The sequence below is a fragment of the Vibrio sp. S9_S30 genome, from assembly GCF_014694455.1.
Taxonomy (GTDB): domain Bacteria; phylum Pseudomonadota; class Gammaproteobacteria; order Enterobacterales; family Vibrionaceae; genus Vibrio.
Map to the genome: position 1 here is coordinate 73338 of NZ_JAAUWT010000014.1, position 20762 is coordinate 94099.

Annotated in this window: 17 protein-coding genes; 12 read left to right on the forward strand and 5 right to left on the reverse strand. The window is 46.5% G+C overall.

Annotated elements, in window-relative coordinates; all coding sequences use genetic code 11:
* Positions 1-90: 90 nt before the first annotated feature.
* From hydA to HC752_RS16740, 3 genes are all read right to left on the reverse strand, one after another.
* The gene (hydA, locus tag HC752_RS16730) at positions 91-1533 is read right to left on the reverse strand and encodes a dihydropyrimidinase (protein ID WP_190336305.1); all 1443 of its coding nucleotides are present in this window, start codon (positions 1531-1533) and stop codon (positions 91-93) included.
* A 42-nt stretch (positions 1534-1575) separates the two neighbouring features.
* Complete coding sequence (locus tag HC752_RS16735) at positions 1576-3057, reverse strand: NCS1 family nucleobase:cation symporter-1 (RefSeq protein WP_190336306.1); 1482 nt, start codon at positions 3055-3057, stop codon at positions 1576-1578.
* A 262-nt stretch (positions 3058-3319) separates the two neighbouring features.
* Entirely contained in the window at positions 3320-4243 is a 924-nt protein-coding gene (locus HC752_RS16740) for a LysR family transcriptional regulator (RefSeq protein ID WP_190336307.1), read from the reverse strand.
* A gap of 233 nt (positions 4244-4476) precedes the next feature.
* Between HC752_RS16740 and HC752_RS16745 the strand changes: the two genes are divergently transcribed.
* From HC752_RS16745 to codB, 5 genes are all read left to right on the forward strand, one after another.
* Positions 4477-5820, forward strand: coding sequence for an aspartate aminotransferase family protein (locus HC752_RS16745; RefSeq protein WP_190336308.1), 1344 nt, complete (start codon positions 4477-4479; stop codon positions 5818-5820).
* A 107-nt stretch (positions 5821-5927) separates the two neighbouring features.
* Complete coding sequence (locus HC752_RS16750; RefSeq protein WP_190336309.1) at positions 5928-7418, forward strand: CoA-acylating methylmalonate-semialdehyde dehydrogenase; 1491 nt, start codon at positions 5928-5930, stop codon at positions 7416-7418.
* 272 nt (positions 7419-7690) lie between these two features.
* Positions 7691-8836 carry a 7,8-didemethyl-8-hydroxy-5-deazariboflavin synthase CofG gene (gene cofG / locus HC752_RS16755; protein WP_190336310.1) on the forward strand — a complete coding sequence of 382 codons (1146 nt, stop codon included), beginning with the start codon at positions 7691-7693 and terminating at the stop codon, positions 8834-8836.
* A gap of 14 nt (positions 8837-8850) precedes the next feature.
* Positions 8851-10131 (forward strand): amidohydrolase family protein, encoded by a 1281-nt coding sequence (locus HC752_RS16760; protein WP_190336311.1) that lies wholly within the window; start codon positions 8851-8853, stop codon positions 10129-10131.
* A 60-nt stretch (positions 10132-10191) separates the two neighbouring features.
* Entirely contained in the window at positions 10192-11487 is a 1296-nt protein-coding gene (gene codB, locus HC752_RS16765; RefSeq protein WP_190336312.1) for a cytosine permease, read from the forward strand.
* A 78-nt stretch (positions 11488-11565) separates the two neighbouring features.
* On the opposite strand, the gene asnC is transcribed toward codB, so the two are convergent.
* The gene (asnC, locus tag HC752_RS16770; RefSeq protein WP_190336313.1) at positions 11566-12030 is read right to left on the reverse strand and encodes a transcriptional regulator AsnC; all 465 of its coding nucleotides are present in this window, start codon (positions 12028-12030) and stop codon (positions 11566-11568) included.
* A 171-nt stretch (positions 12031-12201) separates the two neighbouring features.
* Here asnC and HC752_RS16775 point away from each other — a divergent pair, with 171 nt between their 5' ends.
* The 3 genes from HC752_RS16775 to HC752_RS16785 all read left to right on the forward strand — a co-directional run bounded on the left by HC752_RS16775 (position 12202) and on the right by HC752_RS16785 (position 16897).
* Positions 12202-15360 carry an EAL domain-containing protein gene (locus HC752_RS16775; protein WP_190336384.1) on the forward strand — a complete coding sequence of 1053 codons (3159 nt, stop codon included), beginning with the start codon at positions 12202-12204 and terminating at the stop codon, positions 15358-15360.
* A 121-nt stretch (positions 15361-15481) separates the two neighbouring features.
* Complete coding sequence (locus HC752_RS16780) at positions 15482-16261, forward strand: class I SAM-dependent methyltransferase (protein WP_190336314.1); 780 nt, start codon at positions 15482-15484, stop codon at positions 16259-16261.
* Between the two features lie 117 nt (positions 16262-16378).
* Positions 16379-16897, forward strand: a complete 519-nt coding sequence (locus HC752_RS16785; protein WP_190336315.1) for a hypothetical protein — start codon at positions 16379-16381, stop codon at positions 16895-16897.
* A gap of 109 nt (positions 16898-17006) precedes the next feature.
* Here HC752_RS16785 and HC752_RS16790 read toward each other — a convergent pair whose 3' ends face one another.
* Positions 17007-17435, reverse strand: coding sequence for a universal stress protein (locus HC752_RS16790; protein ID WP_190336316.1), 429 nt, complete (start codon positions 17433-17435; stop codon positions 17007-17009).
* A 263-nt stretch (positions 17436-17698) separates the two neighbouring features.
* On the opposite strand from HC752_RS16790, the gene ftnA reads away from it, so the two are divergent.
* The 4 genes from ftnA to HC752_RS16810 all read left to right on the forward strand — a co-directional run bounded on the left by ftnA (position 17699) and on the right by HC752_RS16810 (position 20273).
* Entirely contained in the window at positions 17699-18232 is a 534-nt protein-coding gene (gene ftnA, locus HC752_RS16795) for a non-heme ferritin (protein WP_190336317.1), read from the forward strand.
* Positions 18233-18299: 67 nt separating this feature from the next.
* On the forward strand, positions 18300-18623 hold the full coding sequence (gene uspB, locus HC752_RS16800) for a universal stress protein UspB (RefSeq protein WP_190336318.1): 324 nt from the start codon (positions 18300-18302) through the stop codon (positions 18621-18623).
* A gap of 170 nt (positions 18624-18793) precedes the next feature.
* Positions 18794-19981: an NAD(P)/FAD-dependent oxidoreductase gene (locus tag HC752_RS16805; protein WP_190336319.1), complete on the forward strand. Its 1188-nt coding sequence runs from the start codon at positions 18794-18796 to the stop codon at positions 19979-19981.
* Entirely contained in the window at positions 19959-20273 is a 315-nt protein-coding gene (locus HC752_RS16810) for a hypothetical protein (protein ID WP_190336320.1), read from the forward strand. The genes HC752_RS16805 and HC752_RS16810 overlap by 23 nt, the downstream gene beginning before the upstream one ends.
* The last annotated feature ends 489 nt before the right edge of the window (positions 20274-20762 follow it).

Genomic DNA, 20762 nt, shown 5'->3' on the forward strand with positions numbered 1-20762 from the left:
CACGAGATGTAATGGTAACGACAAAAAAGGAGCACATTGCTCCTTTTTTGTCACTTCGGGTTAGGCATTATTGTTGGAGCTCTCCAACACCTACGAACGTTCAACCGGTGTCGGTTGGTTGTTTTCAGCCTGCGTTTTTAATGCATCAAATATGGGGCTGAATGTTGGTCGGTCAATGTACCTACCAGCGCCTCTTTCCGCATTCAGCACACCATTGTCCCATACGACTTTTCCTCGGCTGATGGTGTAGGTCGGGATGCCAGTAACGGTTCGACCTTCAAAGATATTGAAATCAATATTTTGATGGTGTGTTTTGGCTGAAATGGTGCGCGTGCCTTTCGGATCCCAAACAACGATATCTGCATCGGAGCCCACGGCGATGACCCCTTTTTGAGGGAATATATTGAATATTTTGGCTGAGTTGGTCGAGGTCACGGCAACAAATTCGTTCATGGTGAGCTTGCCTGTATTCACGCCCGAATCCCACATGATGGCCATTCTGTCTTCTACCCCCGCTGTCCCGTTGGGGATTTTGGAGAAATCGTCTTTCCCCGCCGCTTTTTGGTCAGCACAAAAACAGCAATGATCGGTCGCTGTGGTTTGCAAGTTGCCCCCCTGCAAGCCTTTCCAAAGAGCTTGTTGGTGTTCTTTTGAGCGGAACGGTGGGCTCATGACGTGCGCGGCGGCAAATTCAAAGTTTTCATTCCTATACACACTGTCGTCAATGGTCAAGTGACCGGCTAGGCACTCCCCAAACACGCGCTGACCTTCGTTGCGCGCGCGCGTTATGGCATCGAGCGACTCCTTACACGATACGTGCACAAGATAAATCGGGACGCCCATCACCTGTGCAATTTGAATTGCTCTGTTGGCGGCTTCACCCTCGACAATAGGCGGTCGGGAAAGAGGGTGCCCTTCCGGTCCGGTAATGCCTTTTTTGAGCATCTCCTGTTGTAGTTGAAAGACCAATTCGCCATTTTCTGCATGCACAGTTGGCATCGCGCCTAACTCCACACAGCGACGGAAGCTGTTCACCAAGATTTCATCGTCGGCCATGATGGCATTTTTATACGCCATGAAGTGCTTAAAACTATTGACGCCGTGTTCTTTGACCAGTGTCTCCATGTCTTCCGACACAGAGTCGTCCCACCAAGTAACCGCGACATGAAAGGAGTAATCCGAGGCGGACTTTTCGGCCCACTCTCGCCATTTATTGTAGGCATCAAGTAGGCGCTCTTGAGGCGCTGGAATAACGAAGTCGATAATGGTGGTCGTCCCCCCAGCCAACCCTGCCGCTGTCCCAGTGTAAAAATCGTCTGAAGCGACCGTACCCATAAATGGCAGTTGCATGTGGGTGTGTGGGTCAATACCACCCGGTATAACGTACTGACCTGTCGCATCAATCTCGGTGGCTCCCTCTGGAGTAGGGATGCGTTCTTCTATGGCGACAATTTTGCCGTTTTCACAATAGACGTCGGAGGTGTAGCTTTGATCGGCATTCACAATGGTGCCATTTTTTATAACAATAGACATAGCAGTCACCTATATAATGGTTTCTTTATAAGCTAGGTAGGGTCACAGTTTTGTGTTCGTTTGGTTTTTGGTAAGCCACCAGTAAAGCAGCCCGCCACTGATCGAGCCTGCAAACCATCCATACTGATAAAACCAATTTAGATACCCGGTTAAAATCGAAAAAATGGTCAAAGCAGCCGGGATAAAAAATGCAATGAGCCCGTTGCGGTTAAACTCGCCGTACACGCCGTTCTTTAAGTAAAGATCGGGCAAGTTGAGGTTCTGCTTTTTGATTAAAAAATAATCGACAATCATGATGCCTGCGATAGGACCCAATAAGGACGAATAGCCCAATAGCCAACCGCTGTACATGGCTTCAACGCTCAAGTCGGACGTAACCCACCCCAGTTTCTTTAACAGCTCCCAGCTCATTAAGATGATGCCAATCAACCCAGTGAGCAGAACGCCCTTGGTTTGGTTGATTTTTTTAGGGGCGACATTTTGAAAATCATTCGTTGGGGACACGATGTTTGCCGCAGTATTGGTCGATAACGTAGCAATAATAATCATAATCATCGCCAATGTTACCCAAAATGGGCTATCGATTTTTCCAATTAAGGTCACTGGATCGGATATGGTTTCGCCCACTAAGCTGGTGGATGCGGCGGTTAATACAACGCCAAGCGCAGCGAAAAAGAACATCGTAATCGGCAATCCAATCACTTGTCCTAAGATCTGATCTTTTTGTGAGCGCACATATCGACTGAAATCGGGGATATTGAGAGACAGAGTTGCCCAAAAACCGACCATGGCGGTAATGCCTGCTAAGAAGTAAGAAAAAAACGAGGCATCTTCTGGGCGATCAGCGGGTGTCGCCCACAATTCCGAATAGGAGATATGAGGGCTTGCCCACATCATTAATCCAACAGCAACGACCAGTAAAAGTGGAGCAGAAAGTGTTTCTAGCGTTTTGATTGAATTGGCACCCTTAATGACGATATAGAGGTTGATCGATAAGAAAAGAAAGAACCCAATGACTTCACCGATGCCCCCCAATAGTTCCCATCCAGGAATGAGATTGGAAAACAGAATGTTGATGGCTAGCCCACCAAACATGGTTTGAATGCCAAACCAGCCGCAAGCAACGAGCGCTCGGATCAGGCAAGGGATGTTAGAACCCACGATCCCGAAAGAGGACCTGAGCAACACTGGGAAGGGAATGCCATATTTTGTGCCCGGAAAGGCGTTGAGTGTTAGCGGAATAAGCACAATGACGTTTGCTAACAATATTGTGATGAGCGCTTCTGATACAGAAAGCCCAAAATACGCAGTGAGTACACCCCCGAGGGTATACGTTGGAACACATATGGCCATTCCTACCCAAAGCGCCGTCACATTCCATACATTCCACGTTCGGTCTTTGATTTGAGTAGGCGCGATGTCTTCATTGTAATGTTGGCTGTTGGCTACATCAGTTTTTGTGTCTAATTCATAAAAATCACCGACCTCTACAGAGGTCGATATATTTGCAGATGTACTGTCCATGGTGCTTCCTTATTTTTACTTCAACAATCCGTGTTAGCCAAGCTGCGTTGGCTAGCATTGTAATGGCTAAAAATTGACCACTTGGTAAATGTAATGGTTAGAAAATAAGGAGGCAAGATATTTTTTACAGTTGGTAAAATACTTGAGATCTATATTTGATAAGAATATTGAGTAATATTCTTGGAGCGATGAAAAGCCAAGGTGTGGTTATTTCAGGATGTGTTTACCTTAATATCAATAATATTCCTTTTAAGATAAAGGGTTAGCCATTAATAGCCAGTTTTTGTAATGAATCGAGAAAGCTAGATAATACCAAATTTGTCGGGAGTTCTTTTTTTGTAATGGCCGCGTAAGTGGTATTGAAATGCAATTGCTCTTTAAGTACTGGTTTCATACTGCCATCGTCTACCCATTTTTTTGCAAAATGCGTGGGAAGATAGCCAATATAACCCCCAGTTAAAATAAGAAAAGCGACCCCTTCTCTATTTGATGCTTGAGCACTTTTTTTAAGGTAATTGAAATGTTTTTTGGTATCGCTAGGTTGCTGTACTGATGGAAATATAGAGTTAAAATTTTGTAGACTATTTATATGGATATCTCTATTTTCATCCAAATATAATGGGTGGTTTTTACCGCAATATAAGTTGGACTGCTCATTGTAGAGATAAATGTAATTTAAGTTAGGGTGCTTATCCGTCACAGGCGCCACACCAGTATGCAGACGCCCATCCAACACCCCTTTAATCACATCCGAGGCCGGGATCATCTCGATATTGATTCTTACGCTCGGTCCTTTTTCTTGCAGCGCTTTCAAAGAATCAGAAATTTGCATGCGAGGCATCGTAACGAGGCAATCGGTGATGCCGATATCGAGATCTCCTTGCAGGTCTAAATGTATATTATTGATTTTTAATTGAAATTCTTGGTGTGAATTGAGGAGCTGTATGGTGGCTTGGTACACTTGCTCTCCTTCTGGCGTCAGTGAAAAACCACTGCGACCTCGGCTGCACAGTTTTAGCGACAGCCGTTGTTCCAAATCTGACATCGCAATGCTGATTGCCGCACGGCTAATGTTCAGTTCGGATTCGGCAGCAGAAAACCCCCCACAACGGACCACAGACTTAAAGATTTTCAGTGTGCGAATGTCAGTGCCCGCGATGTGTCCCAACGCATTTCTTTTGGTCATAACTTCACCGGAATTCCTTTCCATACGGTCAGCCCTATTTGGGAATAGACTAGCTCATGGACTTGCAATAGGTAAGTAATTACTTTCCTGAAAGTAAGCTTTTTTAAATTTAATATCCCAACGTATCGAGTAAACATAAGTATTAAAAGAAGTTGGCGGATTGAGTTAGTTATTTTCTAGGTTAACTTTTTTGGGCGTATTTTCATCTGTCCTCCAATTTGAGGTGTAAGGTAATGAATGGATTCGATAGTCAAAAAGCGGCTGGGATGAGCAGGGATCAACTCGAGGCCTATTGGATGCCTTATACTGCCAATAGGCAGTTTAAGTCGGACCCTCGCATGGTTGTTGGGGCAAAAGGTGCATTTTTGATTGATGCACAGGGCCGTAAAATCTTTGATGGACTCTCGGGGCTGTGGACGTGTGGCGCGGGGCACTGCCGCCCAGAAATCGCAGAAGCCGTATCAAAACAGATCGGTCAATTGGATTATGCTCCGTCATTTCAGTACGGTCACCCCAAAGCATTTGAGCTCGCTAATAGACTGAAGTCCATCATGCCGAATGGTTTGGATTATGTGTTTTTTACTGGGTCGGGCTCTGAGAGTGCAGACACTTCTTTGAAAATCGCTCGCGCTTATTGGCGCAAGAAAGGGCAACCTTCAAAAACCAAACTAATCGGACGCTCTAAAGGGTATCACGGTACCAATTTTGGGGGGCTCAGTGTTGGAGGCATTGGCGCTAATCGGACACTGTTTGGACTAGGGGTGGATGCCGATCACCTCCCTCATACTCTGTTGGAAGAGAACCGTTTCTCTCGCGGAATGCCCGAAACGGGTGCCCACTGCGCAGATGAACTGCTTGAGCTTATTGCCCTCCATGACGCGTCAAACATCGCGGCCGTCATTGTCGAGCCGATGGCCGGCTCTGCTGGTGTGATTCCACCGCCTAAGGGCTACCTCAAGAGGTTAAGAGAAATATGTGATAGCCATAATATCTTACTGATCTTTGATGAGGTGATCACTGGGTTTGGTCGAATGGGATCGTATACCGGTTCGGATGAATTTGGCGTTGTGCCCGACATGATTAACGTGGCTAAGCAGCTGACCAATGGTGCCGTTCCTATGGGGGCAGTGATTGCAAAATCCGAGATTTACCAAACCTTTATGGAGCACGGGGGTGCCGAGTACATGATGGAAATCCCTCATGGCTACACCTATTCCGGACACCCTGTCGGTTGCGCGGCGGCGCTTGCATCATTGGATATTTTGGAAAAAGACCAGCTGATTCCTAGAGTGAGGGAATTAAGCCCTTACTTTGAAGATGCCCTTCATAGCTTAAAAGGTACTCAGTACATCACCGACATAAGAAACTATGGTTTTGCAGGCGGAATTACCCTTGCTCCCGCCCCTGGTGAACCAGCTCTTCGCCCTTATCAAGTTGCCATGAAATGCTGGGAGAAAGGCTTCTACGTTCGTTATGGCGGAGACACGATTCAGCTGGGCTTACCCTTCATCACCGAAAAGGAACAAATCGACGACGTAATCAGTGCTCTGGGCGATTCAATACTCGAGCTCGATTGATACTTTACTCCCAGAACATGGCTTTGAGCCGTTGTCTGGGGGAACCAACCTGAGTACAGGTTACTTAGGGACGACCGCAGAACAATAGGAAGGACAGTGAGGTTGAAATGGAAACTTTAGGGCACTTTATTAATGGCGAAATGCATAATGACGACATTCGTACTCAGGATGTATTTAACCCATCAACGGGTGAAGTAATCAAACAGGTAGCATTGGCTAGCCCTACAACCGTTGAGCAGGCAATTGCAGCCGCTGAAGAAGCCTACCCAGCTTGGCGTAACACCCCGCCAGCTAAGCGTGCACAGGTTATGTACAAATTTAAGTCGCTGTTGGAAGACAACGCCGACTACATCTGTCAATTAATTGGTGAAGAACACGGAAAAATTGCACATGATGCAGCGGGCGAGTTGCAGCGTGGTATTGAGAATGTGGAATTTGCCTGTTCTGCGCCCGAGTTATTGAAAGGGGAGCACAGCCGAAATGTGGGGCCCAACATCGATGCGTGGAGTGAATTTCAACCACTGGGTGTTGTGGCCGGAATTACGCCATTTAACTTCCCCGCTATGGTGCCATTGTGGATGTACCCAGCGGCCATTGTATGCGGTAACACCTTTGTGCTTAAGCCGTCTGAAAGAGACCCATCGTCTGCTATGTATATCGCTAAATTATTACAACAAGCAGGGCTGCCTGATGGCGTCATGAATGTGGTGAATGGGGATAAAGAAGCAGTAGATACGTTACTCAACGATAAACGAGTCAAAGCGATAAGCTTTGTGGGATCCACCCCCATCGCTCAATCTATTTACTCGCATGCCACTGCACAAGGTAAACGTTGCCAAGCGTTAGGCGGTGCCAAGAACCACGCCATCGTGATGCCGGATGCCGACCTTGACAATGCAGTGAACCAATTACTTGGTGCCGCGTTTGGATCATCGGGTGAGCGTTGTATGGCTTTGTCGGTTGTTGTCGCCGTCGGGGACCAAATAGCCAATGAGTTGGTGGAAAAAATGCGCCAAGCCATGAAGCCATTAAAGGTTGGGGCATTTAGCAACAGTGACAACGACTTTGGTCCGGTCATCACCTGCCAGCACCAACAAAAAGTGAATGGCTATATCGACAGCGCCGAGCAAGATGGGGCGACAGTGGTTGTAGATGGTCGCCACCCAACCGTTGAAGGGTATGCAAATGGCTTCTACGTGGGCGCGACCCTGCTTGATAATGTCTCACCAGAAATGAGCAGCTATCAAGAAGAGATATTTGGCCCCGTACTACAAGTTATGAGAGTCGCTTCAATGGAAGAAGCCATGCAACTGATTAATGACCACGAATATGGGAATGGGACGTGCATTTTTACTCGTGATGGCGAAGCCGCGCGTTACTTTTCGGATCATATTGAAGTGGGCATGGTGGGTATTAACGTTCCGTTGCCCGTACCCGTTTCTTATCATAGTTTCGGTGGATGGAAGCGTTCACTGTTCGGGGATTTGCATGCTTATGGTCCAGACTCGATACGTTTTTACACGAGAAGAAAGGCAATCACCCAACGGTGGCCATCCAGTGGCGTGAGAGAAGGGGTGTCATTTTCTTTCCCAAGCTAGGCAGTGAGTGCGACGACCTCAATGTGGTGTTCTACAGATCTGAAAAATGGCTGTCTGAGATCGGCACACGAGGTCGTTTGAGTGTAATTGAAGTCGCTTGATGGTATGAATTTTCATGCATAATTAAGCGTCTAATAGTGTCATCTTCATCACACAACAAATGAGTGGCAAACTGGATTTGCCCAAATTGCTAAGGATCTAGAGAGAACTACGATAATCTGATTAGGAAAATATTCAGGGATGAGGAAGATATTCAGGGATGAGGAATTGCCATGTTATCTAAGGAAGATGCCATTGGGTTAGAGCACGTGTCTGATGAAACTTTTCATGATATTAGGACGCGTGCATCGCAAGTTAGGGACTCCCATTGGGGAAAAACCGTCACATATTCCAAAAAAGTCTTTATCCCCCTGACGAATATGTGTCGAGATACCTGCGGTTATTGCACTTTTGTCAAACACCCAAGCTCGCCAGAAGCAAAATTGATGAGCCGAGAAGAGGTCATGGATATTGTGTTAGAAGGGGAGCGTTTGGGTTGTAAAGAAGTACTTTTTAGCTTAGGTGAGAAACCAGAAAAAAAATTCAAAGAAGCAAAGAATGCGTTGAAGAAACTCGGATTCGAAACCATGATCGACTATGTTCAGTCGATGTGCGAAGAGGTCATTGACCGTACGAGCTTGTTGCCACACGTAAACGCAGGCACGTTGTCTGAGGCAGATATTCTAAAATTAAAGCCCGTGACAGCGAGCATGGGGATGATGCTAGAGAGCGTCAGTACCCGTTTACTGAAAAAAGGGCAGGCGCATTTTGGGTGCCCAGACAAGCTGCCAAAAGTGCGTCTTCAAACTCTAGAATTGGCCGGGCAACACAATGTTCCTTTCACCACAGGTATTCTGATTGGCATTGGGGAAACGTGGGCTGAACGGATAGAAAGCTTGATTTCAATTAACGAGATGCATAAGAAATATGGACACATTCAAGAAGTGATCGTCCAAAATTTCAAAGCGAAATCGGGCACCGCCATGGCTGATTTTCCCGAACCCAGTTGCCAAGATATGTTGATGACCTTAGCGGTCGCCCGTTTGATTTTATCCCCATCAATAAGCCTACAAGCCCCCCCCAACTTACAAGACAGATTCAAAAGTTATATCCAATCAGGGATCAATGACTGGGGAGGAATATCTCCGTTGACTATCGATCATATTAACCCAGAAAGAGCGTGGCCAAAAATCAAAGCGATTGATATGGTTACGTCTGAATGCGGGTATGCGTTGTCGGAGCGTTTGGCGATATACCCCGAATACAAGAAAAAGCTGGATCAATATGTTTCTCCTTTGATACATCATCAAATACTGGATTTGGAAAAAAACGCAGGCAAAGAATTATCTCCCGACTACACTCGCTCGGTAGCCATTTGAAGAAAGGGAAGGGAATGCTGGATTTATTAATTAAAAACGTCAACTTACCCGATGGTCAGAAAGGGGTCGATATTGCTATTCATGATGGAAAAATCAAAGAGATAGCTCCCGATATACAGGTCCCTTCTATTGAAACCATTGATGGGGAGGGGCACCTTGCTACCCCCCCTTTTGTCGATAGCCACTTTCATATGGATTCCGCTTTAAGCCTAGGAAACCCGAGGTTGAATCAAAGTGGTACTCTGTTAGAAGGCATCGCGCTATGGGGGGAACTTAAACCAGATTTAACGGTGGATTCCATCAAAGCGCGTGCACGTGAAATGTGCAAATGGTCGATTGCCCGAGGCACACTGGCGATTCGAAGTCACGTTGATATATGTGACGACAGATTATTGGCTGTGGATGCACTCATCGACGTTCGCAATGAGATGAAAGACTTTATTGACTTGCAGCTCGTCGCTTTCCCTCAAGATGGCTACCTTCGATACAAAAATTCGCATCAAAATCTCATTAGAGCGCTAGACAAAGGCGTCGATGTGATTGGGGGGATTCCCCATTTTGAACGCACAATGAATGACGGGACCTTGTCTGTGACCCAATTGTGCGAACTCGCCGCCGAGCGAGGGTTAATGGTTGATATGCATTGTGACGAGAGTGACGATCCGCATTCTCGCCATGTAGAAACCTTAGCCTACGAAACCGTTAGGCTCGGGTTACAAGGGCGCGTAACGGGATCGCACCTAACCTCGATGCATTCAATGGACAATTACTATGTCAGTAAGTTGATTCCCTTGATGGCGGAAGCCCATTTAAACGTGGTCGCGAATCCACTGATCAACATTACCTTACAAGGCCGACACGACACCTACCCTAAACGAAGGGGGATGACGCGCGTTCCTGAGCTTTTAAACGCAGGGGTTAACGTTGCTTTCGGGCACGACTGTGTCATGGATCCTTGGTACAGCTTGGGGACTCACGACATGTTGGATGTGGCATCAATGGGGTTACACGTCGGGCAGATGACCAGTATTGAAGCGATGAATCAGGCGTTTGATGCTGTGACCCAAAATGGTGCTCGTGCGTTAGGGCTAGAGCACTATGGTCTAGAGGTAGGCTGTAAGGCGGATGTGGTTATCTTACAGGCAAGGAGCCCCATTGAAGCGATTCAGCTTCGCCCAGCAAGGCTTTTTGTGATTCGACAAGGGCGGATCATCTCGAAAACAGCAGTCACTGAACCCGAGTTACTTTTGGGGAACACACCAGAAAAAGTGAGTTACTCCAAGGGGCTTTTTTGACTCAGTGATTCTTTTTACTCAGTGACTTTTGAGGGTCACTTTTGATATAGGGACAAGGAAATGTCTGAACAATCAGAAAATAAACAGTACGCAGATGTCCATGATGACTACGCGTTATCACCTGTACCAGAAAGTGCGCGTCGGGGGTTATTCTCCATGTCATCCGTGATGCTTGGGTTTACCTTTTTTGCCGCGAGCATGTGGACGGGAGGGACTTTAGGACAAGGATTTCAATTGTGGCCCGACTTAATTATCGTCATTTTGTTAGGGAACCTAATCTTAGGTGTGTACGGGGCATTATTGGGGTACGCGGCAGCAAAAACTAACCTCTCCACTCACATTCTTGCTCGGTACGCCTTCGGTAGTTTCGGTTCAAAATTGCCCTCATTTATGTTGGCCTTTACTCAAATTGGGTGGTTTGGCGTTGGGGTGGCAATGTTTGCGTACCCAATAAACAAATTCATTGGTGTGCCCAATTTACCGTTGATCATTGGTGGCGGAATATTAATGACGTACACCGTGGTGATTGGTTTTAAAGCCATTGAGTGGTTAAGTGCGATCGCCGTACCCGCCATTCTCATCTTAGGGTTTATGTCAGTAACTAAGGCCATTTCTGACACGGAAGGTGGCTTAGACGCCTTGATGAGCATGACGCCAAACGAAAGCATGGCATTTTCGGTGGGGATTGCGCTGGCAGTGGGATCGTTCATTAGTGGTGCGACGCTTACTCCCGACTTTGTCCGCTACGCAAAGAGCAAGCGAATAGGGGTCGTTGCAACCATCGTTGGTTTTACGTTTGGAAACAGCCTAATGTTCTTATTCGGCGCTATTGGTGCCATTTCAACAGGTATGTCGGATATTGCAGAAGTACTGGCGTATCAGGGGTTACTTGGCGCGGGTATTGCGTTACTGGTGCTTAATATATGGACCACCAATGACAATGCTTTGTACGCTTCGGGTCTTGGTTTAGCCAATATAACCGGTTTGAAACGAGTGCATTTGGTGGTGGTAGCGGGGGCCATCGGCACGGTATTTGCGGATTTTCTTTATAACAATTTTGTCGGTTGGTTGGTTTTTTTAAGCGTCTCTTTACCCCCCATCGGAGGGATCATCATTGGTGATTTCTATTTCCGTTGTAAAGCCAAATACGCGGCGCCTAAAGAGCACACGTTTAAATCCATCAATTGGGCTGCGATGATTGCTTGGGCGCTGGCGATAGGCGTGTCGTTCTCCTCTCCTGAAACGGGTTTTTTCAGTATCGCCCCTCTTAATGCCATCATTACAGCCATTATTGCGTATGTGGTTGCGTATAAGGTGATTTACGGAACCGCTGAACAAAGCTTAGCGGCCCCCTAATTATTTTCAGATTAAGGTAAAAGTGTCAGCAGAAGAGGCAAGCATCAACATCGGAGAGTTGGTGCTTGTTATCTTAAGTTAAGGGTTTACATTGCGGTTGATGGGGTTTTGCAGCGAAATCAGGGTTTCAGTAGACTGAACTTCATCAATGGCTTGAAGCTTGTCGATCAGCACAAATTGCAGCTCTTCGATCGATTTGCACATCAGCTTTACAAAGATGTTGTACGCCCCCGTGGTGTAATAGGCCTCCACCACTTCATCTAAGGCATTCAGCTTTTCAAGGGCAGAATGGTAGTCACGCGCGGCGTTAAGGTTAATCCCAATAAAACAGCAGACGTCGTACCCCAGCTTTTTGGTATTGACGATCACTTCCGTGCCTTCAATGACCTCCGCCGCTTTCATCTTCTCAATACGAACATGAATGGTGGCGGGGCTGACGTTGAACTGTTTCGCCATTTCAGCGTAAGGGGTTCGGGCGTCTTCCATCAGTGCCTTTAGAATTTCACGGTCCAGATCATCCAGACGTGCGGTGGCGGTTTGCATACTCATTCCCTCTAGCCATCTCATTCCCTCTATCTGTGCCCCATAAAAGGAGGAGATAAGCCTCTGATTCAATGGCTACATCCTATCTTGCAAACTCACGCTTCACAACAGCTCTTGATGCCATCATCTGGTATACTCCCTGAAATTAAATGGATAGAGAGAGCGTACCGAATGCGGATGGTAGGGGTCATACTAACGCTCATGCTGAGCTTTACCTTACAGGCGAGCGAGAACGTATTGGTGGTGCATTCATACCATCAAGGTTTTTTCTGGACGGACAATTTTCAGGCCGGTCTGGCTCAGCGTCTTGACATTCATCAGATCCCAAATCGCGTGTTCTATCTCGACTCTAAACGCTTACAAACGCCAGAATATTTTTCGCAATTAGAAAACTTATTCAAAACCAAACTGGAACAAGAGTCTTTCAAAGCCATCATTGTGAGCGATAACAACGCGCTCAATTTGATGCAAAACCTGCATGAATACGTCGGTGACACGCCCGTAGTCTTTGGCGGCATCAACCATTACTCACCCAAACTTCACCAAGATCTCAATGCCACGGGTATTTCGGAGAATGTTGACCTCTACAACAATATTCGGTTGATCAAGAAGCTTCAGCCGAAGGTCGAACGTATCGTGGTGCTCACGGATTACTCGGTGACGGGGGAGGCGGCCAGAGCCCAGATCGACCAATACTTGCAGGAGAACCCAGACGACAGAACACTGGTGGAGACGGTTGTGCCAGAGACGTTTGATGACCTATTGAATTTTGCCTCCGGCTTGAATAAGAAAAGCAGCCTCCTATTTTGGGTGTATTTTCGAGATAAGCAGGGCAATGTGATTGAGGATGTGTCGTGGAAAACCCTCAATGAGTACGCCAATGCACCTGTGTATATGGTGTATCACGCGGGTCTCGGACTAGGCAGTGTCGGCGGTTTTATGCAAGACGGGTTTGCCAATGGTGCGGCGGTAGGGGAGCTGCTCGTTCAGGTTTTGAGCCGAAAAGAAGGGGAGCCCATGCCAACGCCCCGTCCGATTCGTACCCATTTAAAGCTGGATTATCAGGTTTTGCAAAAGTGGGGGATGGAAGATACCGCCGTACTTGCCGACACCATAGTGAACAAACCAGAGCCGTATTTTGTGCAATACGCGCGCGAGATAAAAGTGCTCTCTACGGCGGTATTCCTTCTCCTTGCGATTATCGGATCGCTGCTTTATTACATGAAGCGCCTCAAGCAGAGTGAAGCGCAAGCCAAGCAAAGCCAAGCTCTGTTGGAATCGGTATTCGATCAAAGCTATCAATACATTGGCATTGTGGATCAGTTTGGCAAATTGGTGTCGAGCAACAACAAACTCCAAGATTTGCTGTACGTAAAAGGAGCGCAATATGGGCGCCCAATTTGGCAATATCGAGGATGGTGCGAAGAGTCGAAAAAAACCTTCAAAGCCTACCTTGAGCAGATAGGGCAGGATGATTCCGTTCGATTTGAAGCGGAGTTGGTGCGGCAACATTATGGGTTAAGTGTTTTGGATGTGGCGATAAAGCCATTACCTCACGAAACTGGCGAGCAATGCCATTTCCTACTGGAAGCGCAGGACATCACCGCACGTAAAGCGACCGAGCAAAAACTGCTGGCCAGTGAGGCGGACTTCCGTCACTACTATGAAAAGCAACCCGTTATGATGATGACGCTGGACGAAAATAATCGCATTCAGGCGGTGAACCGTTTTGCACAGGAATTGTTGAGCTACTCTGCGCAGCAAATGCTTGGTCGGAAATTAGACGATTTCTATGCCAGCTCGGTCGAACTGAATGCGCGACAAGTGTTGTTGCAACCTAAGCCCCACCAGCTTTCTGTTTGGCGACGCGAAATTGAATACACCACCGCAAGCGGGTTTACTGTCTGGGTTCGGGAAAATATTCGACCTTTGACAGAAACCCACCAATTGCTGATTGTGGGAGAGGACATCAGCGAAACGCATAATTTGTCGCAACAATTGGCGTATCAGGCTCAACACGATTTATTAACGGGTACCTACAACCGCAATTTCTTTGAGCAACAACTGCAAAAAGCCATGGTGGAAGTTGAAGGGCATATTCGTACGCATGCCATGCTGTTTCTCGATCTCGATCAGCTTAAAGTCATCAACGATACGGTTGGTCATAAAGCGGGCGATGAAGCCATTGCATTTTGTGCCTTGCTGATCCAACAAATATTGCCCAATAGTGCCATTTTATCGCGTATGGGAGGCGATGAGTTTGCGGTGTTACTGCGAGATTGTGCCAAAGACGAAGCGACTCAGGTGGCTCAGTCGATCATTAATCAATTGAACCAGCACCCCTTTGTTCGTGATGACCTTACGCTGAAAATCAGTTGTTCCATTGGCATTCGGCTTATCGATCACACAGCGGATTCGCCACAGATGGTGCATGCGCATGCTGATACCGCGTGCCATGCCGCCAAGGAAGAAGGCAGAAACCGCTATCAACTTTATTTGTTAGACGATGAAGAGCTTAAACAACGCAAACGCGAGATGGAAAGCGTGAATTTGGTTCATGAAGCCATTGCCAATGATCGTTTACAACTCTTTGCTCAACAAATTCAGGGCTTAGAAAAAGAGAATGCCCATCAACGTTACTTTGAAATATTGGTTCGGCTGGTGGACGCCACTGGAGAATACATTTCTCCAGGCGTCTTCATGCCCGCAACCGAGCGTTACAATATTGCGCATTTGGTTGACAAATTCGTGGTCACTCGGACGCTGAGTTGGCTGGATAATCACCCAGAGCAAGCGGCGCACCTCGACCGAGTCTCGATAAACGTGTCGGGTCAATCGGTGGGTAATCAAGACTTTATGATGACGTTGAAAGAGGCGTTGCAGCAGAGCCAATTTCCTAATCACAAGATCTGCTTAGAGATAACCGAGACCGCAGCGATTCATAGTATCAAACAAGCAAGCCAAGCGTTTACCGAATTAAAATCCTTAGGTTGTTTAGTGGCGTTGGATGATTTTGGTTCGGGATTGTCTTCTTTCGGTTATCTGAAAACACTGCCCGTAGACATCGTGAAGATTGATGGCATCTTTGTGCGTGAAATAGACCAAAATGAGAGCGACTATGTGATGGTTCGCGCGATTAACGATCTTGCTCAGCAAATGGGGAAAGTCACGGTTGCTGAATTTGTGGAGTCGTCTGCTGTGATGGCTTGCTTGAGCCAATTGGGCGTCAATTACGGGCAGGGTTATCATATTGGTATGCCCAAACCTTTGTCAGAGTTGGTGGATGAGCTCGTTTTAGAAAAGCACACATTAGTCACTGAAAGCGAATAGCTAGTCACTGCAAGCGAATAGCCTTATTCACAGCCCCGTTCGTGATTGCCATTCGTGATTATTATGTGAATCTGAGGGTATTCAGGTAAACTGACGCAAACATTTCCCCTTGGAGCCAATTGTGCAGCTGAACCTGATCTGCGAAGCCCCTGACCGACAAACTGAACTCAATGCCATCGCACAGCAGTGGGGGCTGACTCATGATGCCGAATGTGAATTTGGTTTGGTGCTTACTCATGAACGTTTAGAACTACGCAAGTTAGATGAAATAAAACTGGGCGCTATTTATGTCGACCTAGTGGGGGGAGCGGTTGGTCACAGGCGAAAATTCGGCGGAGGCAAAGGTCAGGCGATCGCCAAAGCCGCAGGTTTAAATAAAGGGGCGACACCGACCATTTTGGATGGCACCGCCGGTTTGGGGCGAGATGCCTTTGTATTGGCTTCGCTGGGTTGCCACGTTCAGATGGTAGAGCGTAACCCCGTGGTGGCCGCCCTGCTAAACGACGGTTTATCCCGAGCCAAGCTCGATCCAGAAATCGGCTCATGGGTGGGGGAAAGAATGTCTCTTCTTCATGCATCCAGCCTTGATGCATTAAATGATTTGCGCAGCAATGCCGAATTTGACGCCCCTGATGTGGTCTATCTAGACCCAATGTACCCCCACCCTGAAAACAAAAAGAAATCGGCACTAGTGAAAAAAGAGATGCGTGTTTTTCAATCTTTAGTGGGCGCGGATCATGACGCCGATGGGTTGTTGGCTCCAGCGCTGGAGCTGGCGACAAAGCGTGTTGTCGTTAAACGTCCTGATTATGCGGATTGGTTAGATGGCACCAAACCGTCCATGGCGATAGAGACGAAAAAGAATCGATTTGACGTATATGTAAAGGCATCAATGACATAACAACTCGATGCAAATTACTGCTTGCTCTGGCGCACTTCGATCTGTATATCTAAGTAAGAATGATTCTTATAGTCAATGGCTTCCGTAATTGACAGACAGCAGAGCCGGAGCAGTAAAATGGCAGAGCGTTTTTGTAAATTAAATCGTCGGGACATCAGCGCCAGTCTGGGCGACATTCATGGTTTGGTGTCTTCCCCTCAATATCTCTGCCGGTCCTGTGCGCGTGCTTCCTCGGATAAAAGGAATTTATGTAAACCTGCCGCTATTCCGCCAGCCTCCTGCATGGAAAATGCCACAAAGAAACAGACCCAATGTGGCTTGGTTGCGGAATCTCTTGCGGCTGACCGTAAATTAGAGCCAGCCGTTTCTGCGGCTGATGACACCAAAATATTGATTGAACCTGCCCAGCTCCCTCTGGCGGAAAGCAATGCATTGATGCTGTCGGAAAAAGCATTGAAGAAGCAAAAGAAAAGTCAGAACAAGCTGACGAAGGTTTTGAAAAAACAAAAGAAACTTCAGAAACAACACAAGAAACTGCTTAAGAAACACAAGAAATTAGAAAAGCGATTTAGCCAAATCCATCAAGATATGCTTACGGCGCAAACGAAAATACCCCAGCCCCTGCAAGTTCATTGATTCAGAGTGAATCTGACTGGCAAGGAGGCAAAACAATGGTGAGCGGAATACTCGCCATTTTTTATGCCTTTCCGATCACGGCAAAACCTTATCGACAGATCACACGATCCTAGTTGTCTTGCAGCGGCACAACCAGCATATCGACGGGAGTGCAGTTGATGAGTTGCCGAGTCGATGAAAGCAGCTTGCTCCAAAAATCTTGGTGATGCCCACAGACCACCAAATCTATTTTTAGGTCGTTGATGGCTTCGCATAGCCCGCCACTTAAATCCCCTGTGCCAACTAACGTGTGTTTGATGGGGTAGTCGGCATGATCAGCCAGTATTTGCAGTTGTTTTTGGGAGGCTTCTGTATTGTGGTGCTGGGTACTGGCAAGGTTGATATCGATAAGCCCGGTATAGAGCTCGGCATAATTCACATCAATATGAATAAAGGAGACGTCAGCGTTCAGAGGAGAAGCAAGTTTAATGGCTTTCTCAATCAGAATTTTGCTGTCGTCTGATAGGTCGACAGTGACCAATATATGTTGATAGCTCATAACCAATCCTCCTGACCATATTAGGGTAATCCCGTTCAACCGTTCTGATTTAAGACTAGCATTTCATTCGTCTATATTTTGCTGAACAGATCTCATTGCTGTCTTATACGTAACAATTCATATCAAATGTGGGGAGATTTTGGGTTTGCGATAGGTTTTTTAGCCTAATTATTCTTATTCTCATTGAGGAAATTGATGCATCGACGCTCCCGTATATCGTGTTATAGTTGACAGTAATTACAAGTAGTTAACAGGAGCATTCCATGCTGTCTCAGACAATGGTCGATCAACTGAACGAGCAAATAAACCTCGAATTCTTTTCATCCAATCTATACTTACAAATGAGTGCTTGGTGTGAAGATAAAGGATTCGAAGGTGCGGCCGAGTTTTTGCGCGCTCACGCAGTTGAAGAAATGGAGCATATGCAACGTCTTTTCACCTATGTGAGCGAGACAGGAGCGATGCCTATCTTAGGTGCCATTGAGGCGCCAAAACACGAATTTGATAGCCTCGGGGATGTATTTCGTGAAACGTTTGAACATGAGCAAATGATCACTCAGAAAATCAACAAATTGGCTCACGTTGCATTCACTAGTCAAGATTACTCTACCTTTAATTTTCTTCAGTGGTACGTTGCAGAGCAACACGAAGAAGAGAAATTGTTTAAAGGGATTTTAGATAAGCTGGAACTTGTCGGCGAAGATGGTAAAGCGCTGTTCTTTATCGACAAAGATCTGGCAGCCATGGCAAAAGAAGAAGGTTCGTCTTCTATCATGGACGCTTCCGCTGCAGTTTAAGTAGCGAGTTAAAGTCAATTTGATTGTCTTTTCCTTTTGGCGTCTAAGAAGATGTAGGGAGGAAAAGATGATCAGTGCCGATACGATTCTATTCACGCTTATGCTCGTCAGCTGCGTTAACATGGCGAGATACCTAACCGCGCTACGCGCACTCATTTACATCATGCGCGAAGCCCATCCGTTACTCTACCAGCAGGTCGACGGGGGTGGTTTCTTTACCACACACGGCAATGTCACCAAACAAGTCCGACTCTTTCATTATTTGAAAAGCCGTGAGTATCTGCATCATCACGATCCTGTATTTACGGGAAAATGCAATAAAGTCAGAGAGTTATTTGTGCTGACAATCTCTTTGCTTGGTGTGACGGTTTTCGCGGCTTTTATGCTCTGAACTTCCAATGGGTCAAAGACCATTGCACGGGAGTGGTAACTCACCGTAAGACTGGGTAAAATACCCGCCAGATTTGCAAGGATGTGCGAGAGTTCGCGCATCTTTTTTTGTTTGTGCGTGGTCATTTTTATACCCAAGCATAGAAAAGTGACAAGCCGTTGGAAGAAGTCATGAGTGTTCAGTTTGATGTGGTGGTGATTGGTGCGGGTGCGGCAGGGCTAATGTGTGCGGCGCAGGCGGGCAAACGTGGTCGCCGTGTGCTGGTGGTCGATCATGCGAAAAAACCGGGGCGCAAAATCCTGATTTCGGGTGGCGGACGATGCAACTTCACCAACTATGATGTGACGGCAAATCACTTTTTGTGCCAAAACCCCCATTTCGTGAAATCCGCCTTGTCCCAATACACCAACTGGGATTTCATCGCGTTGGTGTCCAAGTACGGCATTGACTTTGAAGAGCGCGATCATGGGCAATTGTTTTGTCTTGATTCCGCCAAGGACATCGTGGATGTTCTGCTAAAAGAGTGCGATCAGCCAACAATAACCCAGCGCTACCGCGCGGATGTCCATACCATTGAGCAAACCGAAAATGGCTTTTCAATGCATATCGATACCGATGTGATTGAGTGCGAATCCCTTGTGATCGCCACGGGTGGGCTATCCATGCCGAAGCTGGGCGCAACGCCATTTGGCTATCAAATCGCCGAGCAATTTGGGTTGGAAGTGATGTCCACCACCGCAGGTTTGGTGCCGTTTACGCTGCATAAAGAAGACAAAGAAGCGTTTGAACCGCTATCTGGTGTTGCTGTGCCTTCCGAAATCACCGCCGAAGACGGCACGACGTTCAAAGAAGCCTTACTGTTCACCCACCGTGGTTTGTCTGGCCCCGCCGTGTTGCAGATCTCCTCATTCTGGCGCGCGGGTCAGAAGGTGTCCATTAACCTCGTTCCAGACGCAGATGTGATGGCGCTACTGACGGAATCTCGTGAAAAACACCCAAATCAAAGCTTAAAGAATACGTTAGCCAAAGTGCTGCCCAAGCGTTTGGTTGAGACGCTTATCGATCGAAAAGAGCTGACGGATAAACCGCTAAAGCAATTTAACGACAAAGACCTACAAGCGATAGAAGCTTACCTAGAAAACTGGCAAATCCTACCTAATGGCACCGAAGGCTATCGCACCGCAGAGGTCACTCTCGGTGGTGTGAATACCGATCATCTATCCTCCAAAACCATGGAATGCAAAACCGTTAAGGGCTTGTACTTTGTGGGAGAAGTGATGGACGTAACGGGCTGGCTCGGCGGCTACAACTTCCAATGGGCATGGTCGAGCGGCTTTGTGGCTGGGCAGTGGGCTTAACCCTTACTTCCTTGTTGATGAGGGGCAAATCCCTGAAAAACACAAAAAACAAGAGAAACTCGACACCAAAAAAATAAAGACGTTAGAGCTAAACTATAACCTTCTTTTCGATTTGGCTACAAAACGAAAAATCCCTGAGATTTCCAAGCAAGCTAAAGAATGTGGCACTGATAATAAAACAATATATAGGTTGCTTAACTTATATTGGAAATATGGACAGACAAAAAACGCTTTGCTTCCAGCATATAGTTTGAATGGTGGGAAAGGTAAAATAAGAGAGGATATGCGCTGAAGCAAAAAGTTATGCTTTGGATTGTCATAAAGTGGAAAGTTACAAATTTCACTCTGCATTTCTTTACCTGCAAATTAACGAGAAAGGCTATCCACAAGATTGGTACAATCTTGAGTTAAACCGTTCAATATTGTTAATAGAGAGTTGGAGATGAATCTTATTTTCCTTGGTATTGTAAGCTGCAAAAAATATCAGGTTGTGAAATAAATGGATGTTTAGTCTAATAGCACATTGTTTTAAATAAGAGTATAACGAAAACCATCCATTGCTATCCTCCACTTTATTTAGAAGCTTTTGGTGTTGATTTATTTCCTCATTGATATTTGGAAGCTTGAGTTCTGCGTTTTTGTCTCTAGCACATGATTATCCACAAACATCCCGTTTATTTAGAGGAACTCTCTTCGTTTTTTGGCATGAGATCTATTGGACAATGAAAACATTTGACCTAAAAATTTTTAAACGACGGGTCGACAGAAGGAGAGTTTTCTC